14 protein-coding genes are annotated in these 16,660 nt (G+C 50.1%); all 14 read right to left on the bottom strand.

What is annotated here, in order from left to right; translation table 11 throughout:
• Positions 1-39: 39 nt before the first annotated feature.
• The 14 genes from HMPREF9453_RS01705 to HMPREF9453_RS12345 all read right to left on the bottom strand — a co-directional run bounded on the left by HMPREF9453_RS01705 (position 40) and on the right by HMPREF9453_RS12345 (position 16,401).
• Positions 40-1,041: an ABC transporter substrate-binding protein gene (locus HMPREF9453_RS01705; RefSeq protein ID WP_008858834.1), complete on the bottom strand. Its 1,002-nt coding sequence runs from the start codon at positions 1,039-1,041 to the stop codon at positions 40-42.
• 458 nt (positions 1,042-1,499) lie between these two features.
• Positions 1,500-1,685 (bottom strand): 50S ribosomal protein L32, encoded by a 186-nt coding sequence (rpmF, locus tag HMPREF9453_RS01700; RefSeq protein WP_008858833.1) that lies wholly within the window; start codon positions 1,683-1,685, stop codon positions 1,500-1,502.
• Between the two features lie 195 nt (positions 1,686-1,880).
• Positions 1,881-3,746: an excinuclease ABC subunit UvrC gene (gene uvrC, locus HMPREF9453_RS01695; RefSeq protein ID WP_008858832.1), complete on the bottom strand. Its 1,866-nt coding sequence runs from the start codon at positions 3,744-3,746 to the stop codon at positions 1,881-1,883.
• Complete coding sequence (gene uvrA, locus HMPREF9453_RS01690; RefSeq protein WP_008858831.1) at positions 3,733-6,582, bottom strand: excinuclease ABC subunit UvrA; 2,850 nt, start codon at positions 6,580-6,582, stop codon at positions 3,733-3,735. Before uvrA ends, uvrC begins: the two co-directional genes overlap by 14 nt.
• Positions 6,583-6,823: 241 nt before the next feature.
• A complete protein-coding gene (gene uvrB / locus HMPREF9453_RS01685; RefSeq protein ID WP_008858830.1) occupies positions 6,824-8,932 on the bottom strand; it encodes an excinuclease ABC subunit UvrB in 2,109 nt (702 codons plus the stop codon).
• Between the two features lie 299 nt (positions 8,933-9,231).
• Positions 9,232-9,966 carry a ribonuclease III gene (rnc, locus tag HMPREF9453_RS01675; RefSeq protein WP_008858829.1) on the bottom strand — a complete coding sequence of 245 codons (735 nt, stop codon included), beginning with the start codon at positions 9,964-9,966 and terminating at the stop codon, positions 9,232-9,234.
• Positions 9,963-11,210 (bottom strand): beta-ketoacyl-ACP synthase II, encoded by a 1,248-nt coding sequence (gene fabF / locus HMPREF9453_RS01670; protein WP_008858828.1) that lies wholly within the window; start codon positions 11,208-11,210, stop codon positions 9,963-9,965. The genes rnc and fabF overlap by 4 nt, the downstream gene beginning before the upstream one ends.
• 170 nt (positions 11,211-11,380) lie before the next feature.
• Positions 11,381-11,614: an acyl carrier protein gene (locus HMPREF9453_RS01665; RefSeq protein WP_008858827.1), complete on the bottom strand. Its 234-nt coding sequence runs from the start codon at positions 11,612-11,614 to the stop codon at positions 11,381-11,383.
• Between the two features lie 137 nt (positions 11,615-11,751).
• Positions 11,752-12,495 (bottom strand): 3-oxoacyl-[acyl-carrier-protein] reductase, encoded by a 744-nt coding sequence (fabG, locus tag HMPREF9453_RS01660; protein ID WP_008858826.1) that lies wholly within the window; start codon positions 12,493-12,495, stop codon positions 11,752-11,754.
• A 3-nt stretch (positions 12,496-12,498) separates the two neighbouring features.
• Positions 12,499-13,437, bottom strand: a complete 939-nt coding sequence (fabD, locus tag HMPREF9453_RS01655; protein ID WP_008858825.1) for an ACP S-malonyltransferase — start codon at positions 13,435-13,437, stop codon at positions 12,499-12,501.
• A gap of 123 nt (positions 13,438-13,560) precedes the next feature.
• Complete coding sequence (locus HMPREF9453_RS01650) at positions 13,561-14,553, bottom strand: beta-ketoacyl-ACP synthase III (RefSeq protein WP_008858824.1); 993 nt, start codon at positions 14,551-14,553, stop codon at positions 13,561-13,563.
• Positions 14,554-14,713: 160 nt separating this feature from the next.
• A complete protein-coding gene (gene plsX, locus HMPREF9453_RS01645) occupies positions 14,714-15,739 on the bottom strand; it encodes a phosphate acyltransferase PlsX (protein WP_008858823.1) in 1,026 nt (341 codons plus the stop codon).
• Entirely contained in the window at positions 15,732-16,295 is a 564-nt protein-coding gene (locus HMPREF9453_RS01640) for a DeoR family transcriptional regulator (RefSeq protein WP_008858822.1), read from the bottom strand. The genes plsX and HMPREF9453_RS01640 overlap by 8 nt, the downstream gene beginning before the upstream one ends.
• Positions 16,270-16,401, bottom strand: a complete 132-nt coding sequence (locus HMPREF9453_RS12345; protein WP_262359544.1) for a hypothetical protein — start codon at positions 16,399-16,401, stop codon at positions 16,270-16,272. Before HMPREF9453_RS12345 ends, HMPREF9453_RS01640 begins: the two co-directional genes overlap by 26 nt.
• Between the last annotated feature and the right edge of the window lie 259 nt (positions 16,402-16,660).

Raw genomic sequence — 16,660 nt, 5'->3', positions numbered from 1 at the left:
TGAAATCGGAAGTTACTCTTTGTCTTTTCCTGTAAAACGTCAGATCATTTCTGCCCTGTCAAGAACTTCCTTTGGAATCTGGATACCCAATGTTTCCATTTCACTCTTATTGATGTAAAGCTTCGTCTTGTCTGCTCCTTCTACAGGGAAATCTTTTACCGTCTTATTTCCCTTCAGGATTTCCGCAGCCATCTGGCCTGCCCGGTGTCCAATATCATAGAAGCTGATGGACTCGGAAGCCAGCACGCCGTTCTTTACATGACCCACTTCTGCGCCGTATACGGGGATCTTCTCCCTGTTGGCTACAGCCATCAGAGTAGGAATAGAAGAAGCGATAATATTATCGGTAGGTACGTAAATGGCATCTACCTTACCGCCCAGGAAGCCTTCCGCTACCTGCTGCACATCATTCACAGAATTCACTGTCAGTTCCACCACATCAATGCCCAGGGGCTGGCAGTTTTCCTTCAGATGCTTAGCCTGCACCACCGAATTGATTTCACTGGAATTATAAATAATACCGATTTTCTTGACATTGGGCTGAATTTCCTTAATCAGCTTCACCTGCTTATCTACCGGTCCCCGGTCATTGGTGCCGGTTACGTTGCTGTCCGGTGCCTTCTCCGACTTCATGAGCTTTGCATTTTCAAAATCGGAAATAGCAGTGCAGATAATGGGAATCTTATCGGTAGCATTGGCCATCGCCTGGGCCGCCGGTGTAGAAATAGCACCGATGAGCTTGTAATTGCCGGACACATAACGATTGGCAATAGCCTTCAGATTGGACTGGTCACCCTGGGCATTCTGCTCATCGATTTCCACCTTATCCTTCAGCCCCGCTTCATTCAAAGCATCCACAAACCCTTTATTCGACTCATCCAGCGCCGGGTGCTGCACAATCTGGACAATGCCCACCTTCATTTTACCGCCGGAACTGCTGCTTCCACTTCCGCTTCCACCGCCGCAGCCTGCCAAAACACCTGCTGCCATAAGGCCGCATAAACCTGCTGCCAGAATCTTCTTCCATTGACTTCCTGCCATTCTACTGTTCCTCCCTTTTTTATATTGCATCCATTCTTCCCGTCCGGCCTCTTCATATTCTCCTGTGAAACTATCCTTCCAAAAGCCAAAGCGAGCAGACTTCTGCATTGAACTTGCGATAATTATAGCATATTTTCAGTATAGATACCATGTGAAAAATAGATAAAAGGGCGCATTCACTCACATGATTATCCCCCGCTTGCGGGAGAAAGTGGTACCACAGACACAAAAGGGCACAAAAGATACTCAGGCTTGACGAGCCCTTTGGATTCTAAGAGCTGACATCGCCTATCCCCTGGTATTCAGCGCTCCTTCCACCGGAAGAAGCGCTGAGGATAGGTTCGAAAAGAAAAAATGATGCACTTACCGCCGACACTTCCAGCACCTTTTTCTTCATTACTTATCCCCTTTTCCAGACACTAAAAAAACGTTTCCCTCTGGAGGAAAACGTTTTTCTATTATTCTTCAACAGTCTTGCTGATGATCTGTTTGCCTTTGTAGTAACCGCATACAGGGCATACATGATGAGGTTTTTTCAGTGCATGGCACTGCGGGCATTCCACAAGACCCGGAACAGTCAGCTTCCAGTTAGCACGTCTCTTATCACGACGGGATCTGGAACTTTTTGTCTTCGGAACCGGCATTCTTAGCACCTCCTTACCTATCGGCCTGCCGCTTGATAGCTCCTGCTGTACGTTTTATACAGCGCCTTAAGCTGGTGGATAAAATTATCAACTTCATCATTATACGTGGAGAATCGGGCTTTGTCAAGGGTTGAGATGGAAAAGGTAAGCATCAAAGCAGGAGCAGAAGGGCGGGAAGCCCTGCTGTGCCTCTCCCTATTCCCCTTCCACCTTTTGTCCTGTAAGGACCATCTGTTTTTCGTCTTTTCTCATATGAAAGAATCGGTATACCGCTTCTGCTGCCCTTTTGTTCATGCCGGGAACCTGGGACAGTTCTTCTATAGTGGCTTTACGCATTTCGTCAAGAGAGCGGAAGGCATGCCATAGAGCGTTTCTTCTGGTGGGGCCGATGCCTTCGATGTGGTCCAGGATGGATTCGGTATTTCTCTTATTCGTCCATTTCCTGTGGTAGGTGATAACGAAGCGGTGGGCTTCGTCGCGAATGAACTGGAGAAGCTTGAGGGCCGGTTCGTGATGATCCAGGACGATGGGGTCTTCGGAACCTTCCACGTAGATTTCCTCGATTCTCTTGGCCAGGCCGATGACAGGGGCATCACAGCCGGCGTTTCTGATGGCGGGCAGGGCGGCATGAAGCTGTCCCAGGCCGCCATCCAGAACGATAAGGTCCGGTGCGGGCCAGTCTTTTTCATTTCCATAGCGGCGGCTCATGACTTCTGCCATGGATTTGAAATCATCGGCATGGCCCTGGGTGGTCTGGAGTTTGAATTTCCTGTACTCCCTCTTCGCCGGACGGCCATGTTCGAAGACCACCATGGAGCCTGTGGTTTCAGCGCCCTGGTTATGGGAAATATCGAAGCATTCCATCCGTTCCGGCAGCCTTGGCAGGTGGAGCAGATCCTTCAGTTTTTTCACCGCCCCCTGTTCCCGGGCGTCCTGGTATTCCCACTGCAGCTTTTTGTCGGAAAGATACTTGGCAGCGTTAGCCATGGCCATGTCCTTTAATCGCCGTTTAAAGCCGCGCTGAGGAAGAATAAGGGTCACTTCGCTGCCTTTCAGTTTTGTCATCCAGGACGCAATGAGTTCCTGTTCCGCCGGCAGAAGGGGCAGGATGATTTCCCTGGGGATGGATGTGGGATTGCCACCATAGAAATCACGAATAAAGGCAGTGATGATTTCTTCGTCCGTTTCGTTTTCACTTTCCGGTATGCTGAAGTTTTCCTTTCCCACCATACGGCCATAGCGGATATAAAAGACTTCCAGTCCTGCATGACTGCCGTCCCGGGCATAGCCTACGACGTCGAAGTCTCCTTCGCTGGCCACTATATTCTGCCGCTGCTGCACCGACTCCACCGCTCTGATCTGGTCTCTGTATTTAGCGGCCAGCTCATAGTCCATGGCGTCGGAGGCAGCCATCATCTTCTGTTTCAGTTCCTTCACCAGTTCCGTACTTTTTCCTTCGAAAAGGTCGCACACTGTACGTACGTAGGAGTCGTAGTCTTCCCTGGAACAGAGATGGAAGCAGGGACCTGCGCAGAGATGAAGATGGTATTGGAGGCAGGGCCGGGAAACTTTCATGGAGCGGCAGTTTCGGATGGGATAATAGCGCCTCAGGAGGCTCAGGGTAGTGCGAAGGCTTCCCACATCGGTAAAAGGGCCGAAATAGCGGGCGCCGTCATCATGGCGGATATTTCTTGTCACAAAAATGCGGGGCCATTCTTCGTTGGTTGTGATTTTCACATAGGGATAGGACTTATCATCCCTGAGGGAAATATTGTATTTCGGATGGATTTCCTTGATGAGGTTGCATTCCAGAATCAGGGCTTCCATTTCCGTGGCAGTCATGGTAATGTCCAGATCTTCCGCATGGCGTATCATGGCCGCCACTTTCGGAGAGCGGTTCTTATCCTCTCTTACATAGGAGCGCACCCTGTTTTTCAGGTTCTTTGCCTTCCCTACATAAATCACCCGGCCATCTTTATCTTTCCAGCGGTAAACGCCGGGTGAATCCGGCAGGGCTTCTACCTTAGCCCGAATTTTATCGTTTACGTCAATCATTTTCATGGTCTTTCATCACTTCCCTGGTTCTTTCCATCACTGGAAGCAGGTATTGACCGGTGTAGGACCGTTTCACCCGGCAGATGTCCTCCGGTGTGCCGCAGGCCACCACTTCACCGCCCTTATCGCCGCCTTCAGGGCCCAGATCGATGATGTAGTCCGCTACTTTCACCACATCCAGGTTATGTTCGATGACCACCACCGTATTTCCCTGATCCACCAGCTTCTGCAGCACAATGAGCAGTTTCCTGATATCTTCGGTATGGAGGCCTGTGGTAGGTTCATCCAGGATATAGAGGGTATCTCCTGTGCCTCTCCTCATTAGTTCCGTAGCCAGTTTCACACGCTGGGCCTCGCCGCCGGACATAGTAGTGGCCGGCTGTCCCAGATGGATGTAGCCCAGCCCCACTTCCTGCAGGGTTTCCAGTTTTCTCAAAATGCGTGGATGATTTTCAAAAAATGGTACCGCTTCGTCCACCGTCATGTTCAGTACATCGGAAATATTCTTTCCCTTATACCGGACTTCCAGGGTCTCCCTGTTGTACCGGGCACCATGGCATACTTCGCAGGGCACGTATACATCAGAAAGAAACTGCATTTCAATTTTAATAATGCCATCGCCGTGGCAGGCCTCGCAGCGGCCGCCTTTGATGTTGAAGCTGAATCGTCCCGGCTTATATCCCCTCATTTTGGCTTCCGAAGTCTGGCTGAAAAGCTCCCGGATATCATTGAAAACACCGGTATAGGTGGCGGGATTTGATCTTGGCGTGCGGCCGATGGGCTGCTGGTCAATGTCGATAATCTTATCCACATATTCCGCCCCTTCCATGGTATCGTACTGTCCTTCGGCATAGGAGGTATGGTTCTTGATATTGGACAGGCCCTGATAAAGGATTTCATTCACCAGGGTACTCTTGCCGGAGCCAGACTCACCGGTAACCACAGTGAAAGCTCCCAGAGGGAAGGAAACATTAATGTGCTTCAGGTTATGCTCTGACGCGCCCTTGATGGTAAGGAACAGGCCATTCCCTTTTCTTCTGTGTTCCGGCAGAGGAATATATTTTTCGCCCCGAAGGTAGGCGCCGGTAATGGATTTCTTTGATTTCTTAATATCCTCCGGCGTCCCTTCCGCCACCACATATCCGCCGTTTTCACCGGCACCGGGTCCGATGTCCACGACCCAGTCAGCAGAGCGGATAGTGTCTTCATCGTGTTCCACCACAATAAGTGTATTTCCCAGATCCCGCATTCCTTTCAGTGTGGCAAGAAGTTTGTCGTTGTCCCGCTGGTGGAGGCCGATGGAGGGTTCATCCAGAATATAAAGCACCCCCACCAGACCGGAACCGATCTGGGTGGCCAGACGGATGCGCTGGGCTTCACCGCCGGAAAGGGTAGACGCTCCCCTGGACAGGGTCAGGTATTCCAGGCCCACATTGGAAAGGAAGGTGAGACGGCTTTTCACTTCCCGAAGAATCTGGTCTGCAATGATTTTTTCCTTATCTGTCAGTTCCAGCTTTTCCAAAAAGGGGAGGAGCTCGGAAACGGGCATATCGGATATTTCTGCAATATTCTTACCGCCCACCCGGAAGGCCAGGCTTTCCGGACGGAGACGGGCGCCATGACACACAGGGCAGGGCTTCTCGATGAGGTAGTTAGACAGGGATTCCTTCATCTTTTCTGTCCAGGCCTCTTCGTACCTTCTCTTTGTCATGGGTACAAGACCTTCAAACTGCCGCTGGTACGTCTTTGTTTCTCCATCCTGGTTGGTATAGGAAAATGTGAGCATTTCTCTCCCACCGTACTTGAATTCCTCCTGTCCTTTGGGAGGAAGGTCATCAAAGCAGGCATCCATGGTGAGATCATAGGATTTCAAAAAGGCGTCCAGCTGCTTATAAAGCCAGCTTTCCCTGTTGTAAGGAAAGGGGCGGATAGCCCCGAGACGGAAGGTCTGCTTATGGTCCGGCAGAATTCGTTTGAAATCTGCTTCCAGAGAAGAACCCAGCCCCATGCAGGCAGGACATGCACCGAAGGGATTGTTGAAAGAAAAGATGCGGGGTTCCGGTTTAGGCAGAGAAATGCCGCAGTCCGGGCAGGCAAAGTGGGTGCTGAAGAGGTAATCCTTCCCTCCCGGCACCGCTCCCACCATGAGGCCGTCTCCCAGCTTCAGCGCTTCTTCCACAGAGTCCGTGAGGCGGCGCACAATGCCATCCTTAATAATGATGCGGTCCACCACCACTTCAACGGTATGCTTCTTATTCTTCTCCAGTTCGATTTCATCGGAAAGAGAAAGCACCTGCCCGTCCACCCGGACGCGCACATACCCTTCCTTCCGGAGTTCTTCCAGAAGCTTCTTGTGGGTTCCCTTCTTCTGTACAGCCACAGGGCCCAGAATCATGAGCTTCGTCCTGTCTCCCAGAGCTGTGAGGGCATCTACAATCTGATCTACGGTCTGCCTCTGAATGGGTCTGCCGCAGTGAGGGCAGAAAGCCCGGCTGGCATGGGCAAAGAGCATGCGGAGATAATCATGGATTTCCGTCACTGTGCCCACAGTGGACCGGGGATTATGGCTGGTGGATTTCTGGTCAATGGAAATGGCCGGCGAAAGGCCGGATATCTTGTCCACATCCGGCTTGTTCATCTGTCCTAAAAACTGGCGGGCATAGGCAGACAGGGACTCCACATACTTTCTCTGCCCTTCCGCATAAATCGTATCAAAGGCAAGAGATGACTTTCCCGAGCCGGAAAGTCCTGTGAACACGATAAGTTTATTACGAGGCAGGGTGAGGTCGATGTTCTTCAGATTATTCTGCCTGGCCCCGTGAATGACAATTCCTTTTTCCATTCTATTCCTTTCTGTATGGCATGACAGAGAGCATGCCATGGGTTGAAAATAAATCTATAGATACAGGTAATCCTGTTTTGAAAAGTGAAGAGAAGGAGTCTTTCAAATCTCAAAATTTTTAACCATGACCTGTTTGAAAAGTCCTGTAAGGCAGCAGTGTTTGGGGATTCTTATACATGGAGATCTCTATGAATGACTGCTGCCCTGAAAGCATAAGCCCTGAACGATGAAAAGGCTTCTCTTATATTCTCTTTTTCATAGGTCTGTTGATTCTCTTTTTTCCGGCGCTCACCCTTTTCAGAGCGGCGTCGGCCCGGGAGCCGTAACGATCAGTCCACATCTGGCGCAGCTTGGCCAGCTGGTCCCGCCACATGGCAGCTTCTTCAAATTCCAGGGATTTGGCAGCCCGTTTCATATCCTTTTCCGTCTGCTGCATCTGCATATACAGCTCTTCGTCAGACATTTCTTCTTTTCCTGCCGGTTTCTTGCCATAGTCTCCCGTTTTTTCCTCAATCTTCGTAAGGTCAATAAGGTCTTTCACCCGTTTCTGCACTGTATGGGGCGTAATGTGGTGTTCCTTGTTGTAGGCTTCCTGAATCCGGCGGCGGCGGTTGGTTTCATCAATGGCATATTTCATGGATTTTGTCACCCTGTCGGCATACATGATGACATGACCGTGTTCATTTCTGGCGGCCCGGCCAATAACCTGGATCATGGATGTTTCAGAGCGTAGGAATCCTTCCTTATCTGCATCCAGAATGGCTACCAGTGATACTTCCGGCATATCAAGCCCTTCGCGAAGAAGATTGATGCCCACCAGTACATCGAAGACGCCGGCCCGAAGATCACGAATGATTTCCGCCCTTTCGATGGTGGCCACATCGGAGTGGAGATACCGCACCTTCACCCCTGCTTCCATGAGGAAATCGGTAAGATCTTCCGCCATTTTCTTGGTAAGGGTTGTAATAAGCACCCTTTCATGGGCATCCTCCCGTTTGTGGATTTCTCCCAGAAGGTCATCCATCTGTCCTTCAATGGGACGCACTTCGATACTGGGATCCAAAAGACCGGTAGGACGGATAATCTGCTCCGCCAGGTTTGTCTGTACCCCCATTTCATAGGGTCCCGGCGTAGCGGATACGTAAATAATCTGGTTAATCCGCTCCGTGAATTCATCAAAGGTCAGAGGCCTGTTATCCAGGGCGCTGGGCAGGCGGAAACCGTAGTCTACCAGCGTGCGCTTTCTGGACTGGTCGCCGTTGTACATGGCCCGGAGCTGGGGCACTGTCACATGGGATTCATCAATCATAATCAGAAAATCATCGGGGAAATAGTCAAGAAGAGTGTAAGGAGGCTCTCCGGGCTTCCTGCTTGACATGTGGCGGGAATAGTTTTCGATGCCGGAGCAGTACCCCACTTCCTGCATCATTTCCAGGTCGTAGTTAGTCCGCTGTTCCAGCCGCTGGGCTTCCAAGAGCTTTCCCTGGTCCCGAAGCTCCTTCAGCCTGCCGTCCAGTTCCTGTTCGATGGAACCGATGGCTTTTTTCAGCTTATCAGAACTGGTGACATAGTGGGACGCCGGGAAAATACCGATATGGTTCCTCTCTGCCACTGTTTCTCCCGTAAGCACATCGAATTCCGTAAGGGAATCCACTTCGTCCCCAAACATTTCGATCCGAACAGCCACATTATTTTCCGAAGCCGGAAATACATCAATCGTATCTCCCCGCACCCGGAAAGTGTCTCTGGTGAAATTCATATCATTCCGCATGTACTGCATATTCACCAGTTTTTCAATAATCTTGTCCCTATCGATTTCCTCTCCCGGCCGGAGGGACAGGCCCATGGTACTGTAGTCCTCCGGGTCCCCCAAGCCATAGATGCAGGACACAGAGGCTACGACAATGACATCCTTCCGTTCAAAGAGGGCCATGGTAGCAGAATGGCGCAGCCGGTCGATTTCCTCGTTCCTGGATGAATCCTTTTCTATATAAGTATCCGTCTGGGGTACATAGGACTCGGGCTGGTAGTAATCGTAATAGCTGACGAAATAGTACACCGCGTTGTCCGGAAAGAAATCCTTGAACTCACTGGCTGTCTGTGCCGCCAGGGTTTTGTTAGGTGAAATAATCAGGGTAGGCCGCTGTACCTCTTCAATGACCTTGGCCATGGTAAATGTTTTACCCGTACCGGTGGCCCCCAGAAGGACCTGGGCCCACTGTCCCTCATTCAGCCCCTGTACCAGCGACTTCACTGCTTTCGGCTGGTCTCCGGTGGGCTGGAAAGGCGCCTTCAGCTTAAAAGGAATCATCGGTTCCATGTACTGTCTCTGAATCCTGCTTCTATCCATAAACTTCCTCTTTCATCTATTCCGGAGAAGCACCGATTCATTCACTGTCATGGAATCGGCGTTTCCCTTATAGGGTAAAGAAAAATGAAACTATTCAAAATGAACAGTTTCATAATCGATATATTTCTATTTTCAATTATAACATGACAGGCAAGAAATTTCGCCCCTTTTGACAGGTCTAGAACCTTGAAGATCGTTTCCTGTCCTATGGGCAGCACCTGTGTCATGCCGGGCAGAAGACTTTTCCCCTGCCATCAGAAAAGCACCGCCCCATGAAGGTTCCGGTGCTTTTGCATTTCTTATATCTGTGCGCCTTTCTGCAGGCGGCTGATTGCTTCTCTGGCCGCTTTCTGGGCTGCTTCTTTTTTATTTTTTCCCATACCGGTGCCGAAGTCTTTACCGTTAATGGTAATCTTCATCCAGATGGTCTTGTCGTGATCCGGGCCTTCGTCACGGACCACTTCATAGCGGATATCTGCCTCTTTGTGTTTCTGCACCAGTTCCTGCAGGTCCGTTTTGTAATCATGGTCATAGTTGCCTTCATCGATGAGGTCCAGGTATTTCTTCAGATGGCCCAGGATGAAGCGGGCTGCCACTTCGTAGTTGTTGTCCAGATAAATGGCACCGATGACTGCTTCGAAGGCATCGCCCAGGATGGAAACCCTGGTACGGCCGCCGGACATTTCCTCTCCCCTGCCTAGACGCATGTAGTCGCCGATATGAAATTTGGCGGCGCATTCAGCGCAGGCCGGTTTGCACACGGCACTGGCTTTGGCACGGGTCAGATTTCCTTCCGGCCAGGTAGGGAAACGAAGGAAGAGGTATTCCCCCACCACCAGGTCCAGCACCGCATCTCCCAGAAATTCCAGTCTTTCATTGTCATGAATCACCTCTCCCTTATGCTCATTGGCATAGGAGGTATGGGTGAGAGCTGTATTCAGAAGCTGGATATTCTGCACGGGAATGTTGTTGTCTTCTGCGAATTTCCTTACTTCTTCAAGACGTTCTTTACGCCTTGTTTCTGCATGGCTCATTCTTCATAGCGCCTCATAACAACAACTGCGTTATGTCCGCCGAAGCCGAAAGCATTGGACATGGTCACGTCCACCTTGACGTCTCTCGGTCCTTCCGGTACATAGTCCAGGTCGCATTCCGGATCCGGGGTCTTCAGGTTCAGTGTCTGGTGAACTTTATTATGTTCGATGGACAGAACGCAGACGATGGCTTCAATGGCACCGGCAGCCCCCAAAAGATGGCCGGTCATGGATTTGGTAGAGTTAATCACTACGTCGTAGGCATGTTTGCCAAGAACGTCTTTAATGGCCTTGGTCTCGTTTTTATCGTTCAGGCCGGTAGATGTGCCATGAGCATTGATGTAATCAATATCATCGGGAGAAATACCTGCATCATCAATGGCTTTCTTCATGCAGCGGGCTGCCAGTTCTCCGCCGGGACGGGGAGCGGTAATGTGATAAGCATCGCCGTTGGAGCCGTAACCGATGACTTCTGCATAAATATGGGCGCCTCTCTTCTTTGCGTGTTCCAGTTCTTCCAGAATGAGCACGCCGCTGCCTTCGCCAAGGACAAAGCCGTCTCTTCTTACGTCAAAGGGGCAGGACGCTTCTTCCGGCGGGCATTCCCTGGAGGAAAGGGCTTTCATGGCAGCAAATCCTGCCATAGGGGTCTTGGCTACAGCAGCTTCGGTACCGCCGGCGAACATGACATCCGCATCGCCGTACTGGATGGTTCTGGTAGCGCGGCCGATGGCATTATTTCCGGAAGCGCAGGCAGTCACATCAGCCAGTACCGGTCCCATAAGACCGAAGTTGATGGAAACCTGGCCGGCAGCCATATTGGCAATCATCATGGGAACAGCAAAGGGATTCACCTTGGCTGGTCCTCTGGTGTCAATGCGATGGACTGTCTCTTCCATGGTATTGATGCCGCCGATGCCGGTACCAATAATGGTACCTACACGGTCAGGGTTTTCAACGCTCATGTCCAGTTTGGCATCTTCCACTGCCATTTTGGCAGCTGCCACTGCAAACTGCACATTCCGGTCCATATGGCGGACGGCTTTTCTGTCTCCCACATATTTCACAGCATCAAAGTCCTTGACTTCGCCGGCAATGCGCACAGGGAATCCTTCCGGATCAAATTCTGTAATCGGGCCAATACCGGATTTGCCGGCCATCAGCGCATTCCAGAATTCTTCTGTACCGATACCTACGGGAGAAACTACGCCCATACCTGTTATAACGACTCTTCTTTTTTCCATTAAGGAGCACCTCGCAATAAAAAATTCCGAATATCTTCGTGAAAGGATAAGACCTCAAAAAAACGGATAACAACGGACCGGTAATCCGCTTTTTTGAGGCATTTTCCCCCATCATACTGGTTTGCCGGGGAAACAGCTTCCCCGGCCCCATTATGACTATAACTTTCTGATTACTGAATCTGGCTGTCGATGTAGTCTACAGCGTTCTTTACAGTTTTAATCTTTTCAGCAGCATCATCCGGAATTTCAATGTCGAATTCTTCTTCAAATGCCATGATCAGTTCAACGATATCGAGGGAATCAGCGCCCAGGTCGTCAATGAAAGTAGAATCGATGGTTACATCAGCTTCGTTTACACCCAGCTGGTCAACAACGATTTTCTTTACTCTGTCAAAAGTGCTCATTATAATTTCACCACCTTTCATTGAGAAATGTACCTTTCTGATTATATTACAACCACAGGAGCTTGTCACCTGTTTTCCGTAATAAACTGCTTATTTAGCAGGATTTCTTCCAACCGGTGGCAATTCCCCAAGTCAGATTACATTACAAGACCGCCGTCTACCACCAGTACCTGGCCGGTGATGTAGGACGCATCATCGGAAGCCAGGAAGCACACAGCCCTGGCAATGTCCTCGGGCTGGCCCATCCGTCCCATGGGGATGGATGCAATCATGCCTTCCCTGATTTTTTCAGGAATGCCATCGGTCATAGCTGTTTCAATAAAGCCGGGAGCCACCGCATTGACTCGGATATTCCGGGCAGCCATTTCTTTAGCGCAGGCCTTGGTAAGACCAATCACCCCTGCCTTGGCTGCCGCGTAGTTGACCTGACCGATATTGCCCATAATGCCTACTACAGAAGAAATATTAATGATGGAGCCTTTTCTCTTCCTCATCATCATGGCAGCAGCTGCCTTAGTGGTGAGAAAATCACTCTTCAGGTCCGTAGCAATCACGTCATCCCAGTTGGATTCCTTCATGCGGATAAGAAGGGCATCCCTGTTAATGCCTGCATTGTTTACCAGTACATCCAGGCCGCCGAACTCATCTTTTACGGTTTTGAAAATGCGGTCCACATCTTCACTTTTAGACACATCTCCCTGTACAGTAAAAGCTTTGCCGCCGGCGTCTTCGATTTCTTTCTTTACCGCTTCGGCTGCATCATGGCTTCCCGCATAGTTCAGGGCCACTGCAAAACCTTTGGATGCCAGAGCCAGGGCGATAGCCCGGCCAATACCTCTGGACGCACCGGTGACCAGTGCTGTTTTTTCAATGTTTTCCATGGATTATTCTCCCTTCAGAGCTTTGACCACTTCTTCAACTGTTGCTGTATCTTCTGCATGAACGGAAGGAATCTTGCGGTCAATCTTTCTCATAAATCCGGAAAGAACAGTGCCCGGGCCGGCTTCGACCGTGTAGTCCACGCCGCCGGCAATCATATGACGAATGGATTCTTCCCAGTGTACCGGATGTGCAGCCTGGTCCACCAGGTTCTGCCGGATTTCATCGGCCTTTGTTTCTTCTTTGGCATTTACATTGGCCACCACCGGAATCTTCGTATCATGGATTTCAATGGTATCAAGAACTTCCTTCAGTCTGGCGGCTGCCGGTTCCATGAGGGTGGAATGGAAGGGAGCACTCACATGAAGCATGATCGCACGGCGGGCACCTGCTGCCTTCAGAGCTTCGCAGGCTTTTTCAACTCCTTTTGTGGCACCGGCAATCACCACCTGTCCAGGGCAGTTGAAATTAACTGCCTGCACAGGTGCATCATCGGTGGAAACAGACTGGCACACTTCCACAATCTTATCAGGAGTAAGCCCGATAATAGCAGCCATTCCCCCTTCTCCCAGAGGCACTGCTTCCTGCATGAAACGGCCGCGGAGATGTACCGTCTTTACAGCGTCTGCAAAGGAAATGGCGCCAGCCGCTACCAGAGCGGAATATTCACCAAGGCTGTGGCCTGCAGCAACAGCTGGCTCCACGCCTTTTTCCTTCAGCACCTGCCATACAGCTACACTGGCAGTCAAAATGGCAGGCTGGGTAAATTCTGTCTTCATCAGCTCGGAGTCCGGACCTTCAAACATCATTTTGGAAATAGAAAATCCCAGCGTATCATCTGCTTCTTCTACCAGATGCTTTACGGAATCAAAATTTTCGTAAAGATCGTGAACCATGCCTACCTTCTGGGAACCCTGTCCCGGAAAAAGAAATGCTGTTTTCATCGTATCACCTCATGGCGTAATGTAATAGTAATATATGGTAACATTATGAATTCTTTGGAATAAACTTATGGGAAAGGCTTTTCCCTGTATTCTGAGTCACGGGAAAGCGGAATGCCTTGGAACTTACATCCACCGCATAACATCGCAGCCCCAGGTGAGTCCGGCACCGAATCCGGTAAGAACCACGATATCACCGTGTTTCACCTTACCTGCCCGCACGGCCTCATCCAGAGCAATGCCTACGGAAGCGGCAGAGGTGTTGCCGAAACGATCCACGTTTACCCACATATGGTCTGCCGGCACCTGAAGCCGCTTGGCAATGGCCTGAATAATGCGGTTGTTTGCCTGATGGGCAATGAACATATCAATATCGTCCTTTTCTACTCCCGCCTTTTCCAGCGTTTTCAAGGTAGTGGCGCCCATATGACGTACCGCTGCCTTGAATACCTCCGGTCCTTCCATATGAATATAAATACGGCCGGAATCGATGGCACGGTGAGTCACCGGTTCTGCCACGCCGCTGGCAGGGATATCAAGAATCTTGCCCAGACTGCCGTCAGAACCAAGGTCCGATGCCAGAAGGCCATAGCCCTCTTCCGTTTCCCCGATGACCGCTGCCCCTGCGCCATCACCAAAAAGGATACAGGTGGAACGGTCATGCCAGTTTACCAGACGGGACAGAATTTCTGCACCGATCACAAGGATATGTTTGTACATGCCTGCCTTTACCATGTTGGATGCTACAGCCACAGCATAGATATAGCCGGAGCATCCGGCGGAAATATCCATGGCACCGGCATGGGTGCAGCCCAGTTTATCCTGTACCAGGCAGGCCGTAGAAGGCACTACATAGTCAGGAGATGCTGTAGCCACCAGAATGAAATCAATATCATCCACCGTGACACCGGCCGCTTCCATGGCCTGCTTTGCCGCATGAACACAGAGGTCCGACGTATTTTCCGATTGTGCCGCAATATGCCTTGTTTCTATGCCGGTTCTCGTACGGATCCATTCATCTGATGTATCCACCATTTTTTCCAGATCTGCATTTGTCAGTATCTTCTCCGGCGCATAGTGACCGGTGCCCAAAATACCGGCAAAACGTGTATTTTCCATAATCAAAAGTCCTTCCCTAATAAGGATACAGGATAAACACAAATGATTCGCAGTGCTTTCCGTTCCTTTTATGTAATGTGTAAAGCACTGATTTCTACAGGATGCTGCCCCGGGAAGCACTTATGAAATCCGACTCTGTGAATCGGTGCTTCCCTGCATTTTATTCCTGTTCTTTCAAATTCATCTTTGAAAGTGTTTCTGCTACCACTTCGTCCAGCCTTTCGCTGCACACATCTCTGGCCATACGGATGGCATTTTTAATAGCCCTGGCTTTGGACGCGCCGTGGCAGATAAGGAGTGCCCCTCTGATTCCCAGAAGAGGCGCGCCGCCGTACTCAGAATAATCAAGGCGCTTAGCCATGTATTTCTTCAAAGCCGGTTTAAGAAGGAGTCCGCCCAGCTTGGCGCGAAGCCCCCCTTTCATCACAGCATCCTTCAAAAGGGCTGCCACCAGTTTTCCTGCCCCTTCTCCGAATTTCAGAACCACATTGCCTGTAAAGCCGTCGGTTACGATGACATCAAATTCGCCGGTCATCACATCCCGACCTTCGGCGTTGCCTGCAAAGGGAATCACTTTCTGCGATGAAAGGACCTGATTGGCTTCCGCCACCAGAGGGCTGCCCTTTACGCTTTCTTCACCGATGTTCAGAAGGCCGATTTTAGGATGAGCGATGCCTGCCACCTTTTGGGCATAAATATAACCCAGAAGAGCATTCTGCACATAAGTTTCCACTTTAGGCTGGGCGCTGGCGCCGGAATCGATAAGATAGGTATACCCCCCTTTTTCATTGGGGATCGGTGTCAGGATGGCGGGGCGCTCAATGCCCTTAATCCGTCCGATACCCAGAAGGCCGGCTGTCACAGCAGCCCCCGTGGATCCTGGTGCCACCAGGGCTCCGCATTCCCCGTTTTTCACCAGCCTGGCGCCTACAGACACGGAAGCATCCTTCTTCTTGCGGTAGGCCATGCCGGGATGTTCTCCCATTTCGATGACCTGAGAGGCATGATGTACCTCAATCAACGGATTATTTTCCTCATGATGTTTCTTTAAGATATCACGAATCCGCTCTTCATCGCCCACCAGCACCACAGGAATATGATATTCCCGCACTGCTTCTATAGCTCCAAGTACGATTTCCAGCGGTGCGAAATCACCGCCCATAGCGTCAACTGCTATTTTATCCATGGGACGCCTCCGTCTCAGTCAAAATTTCCATAATAAACTTAGCCCGGTATACTTCCTCATCACCGCGGAAGAAACTGATATATATATGTTTTTTATTCCCTCGCATGAGCACGATACGGCCCTTTACGATGAGAATCGTTCCGGGCACCACGGGAATCTTATACTTGATATTTCCTACCTGAGTGGAAGCAAAGGGTACCCCTGCCAGGGATTCCGCAAAGCCTGCAGCCGCCCCGTAGAGCTTTTCAGCAGAAACCATGCCTGCACTGTCAGCCATTTCTTCTGTAGTCTTCAAGAGGCCTACCCCTTTCTGACCGATATCCAGATCCAGTACCCTGACTCCCTCATGGGATTCAGAAGGCTGGGACGATACCAGCTGTTCCATGCGCTCCCGCATTTGAGGAATTCCCAGAGTCTGCCGATCCAGACGAATGGTTGCCACAGACACAGAAAAACGTTCTGCCAGATCTCCATCTGTCAGACATGGATTTTGGCGAAGTAAATTCTGTATGGCCTCTCGTCTTTTGTTTTTATCCATCTTCCGTTTTTCCATCATTTTTATCACCTGCTGATAATACTATACCACAACCATGCAAGTGGTGCATCAGGAAATTGAAGTTTTCGGAAAAGTCAGCTTCCTTTTTCTGCGGTTTCCCTGCCATCTCCAGTGATAAACCAAAAATAAATCCTTTCTTTACCCCATAGAAACGGCATATTCTATTCCTTACTGCTATCACCAGATAAGAAATAAAAAAGAAGAAATGAAGTACACAGATAACCGGGAATTCAAAATTTATACCTTAAGTAGTGATTGTATGATTTTATGAGCAGATATTCCATAAAATTCTCATTGACTTATCTTCGAATATGGAATAAACTACAGTAAATACAGGATACTATACGTTTGCACATTTGTCAAAC

Origin of the sequence: Dialister succinatiphilus YIT 11850 (assembly GCF_000242435.1) — a bacterium.
GTDB classification, from domain to species: domain Bacteria; phylum Bacillota; class Negativicutes; order Veillonellales; family Dialisteraceae; genus Dialister; species Dialister succinatiphilus.
Note: the sequence above shows the minus strand (reverse complement) of the source record. Positions and strands in the feature narration are given on the sequence as shown.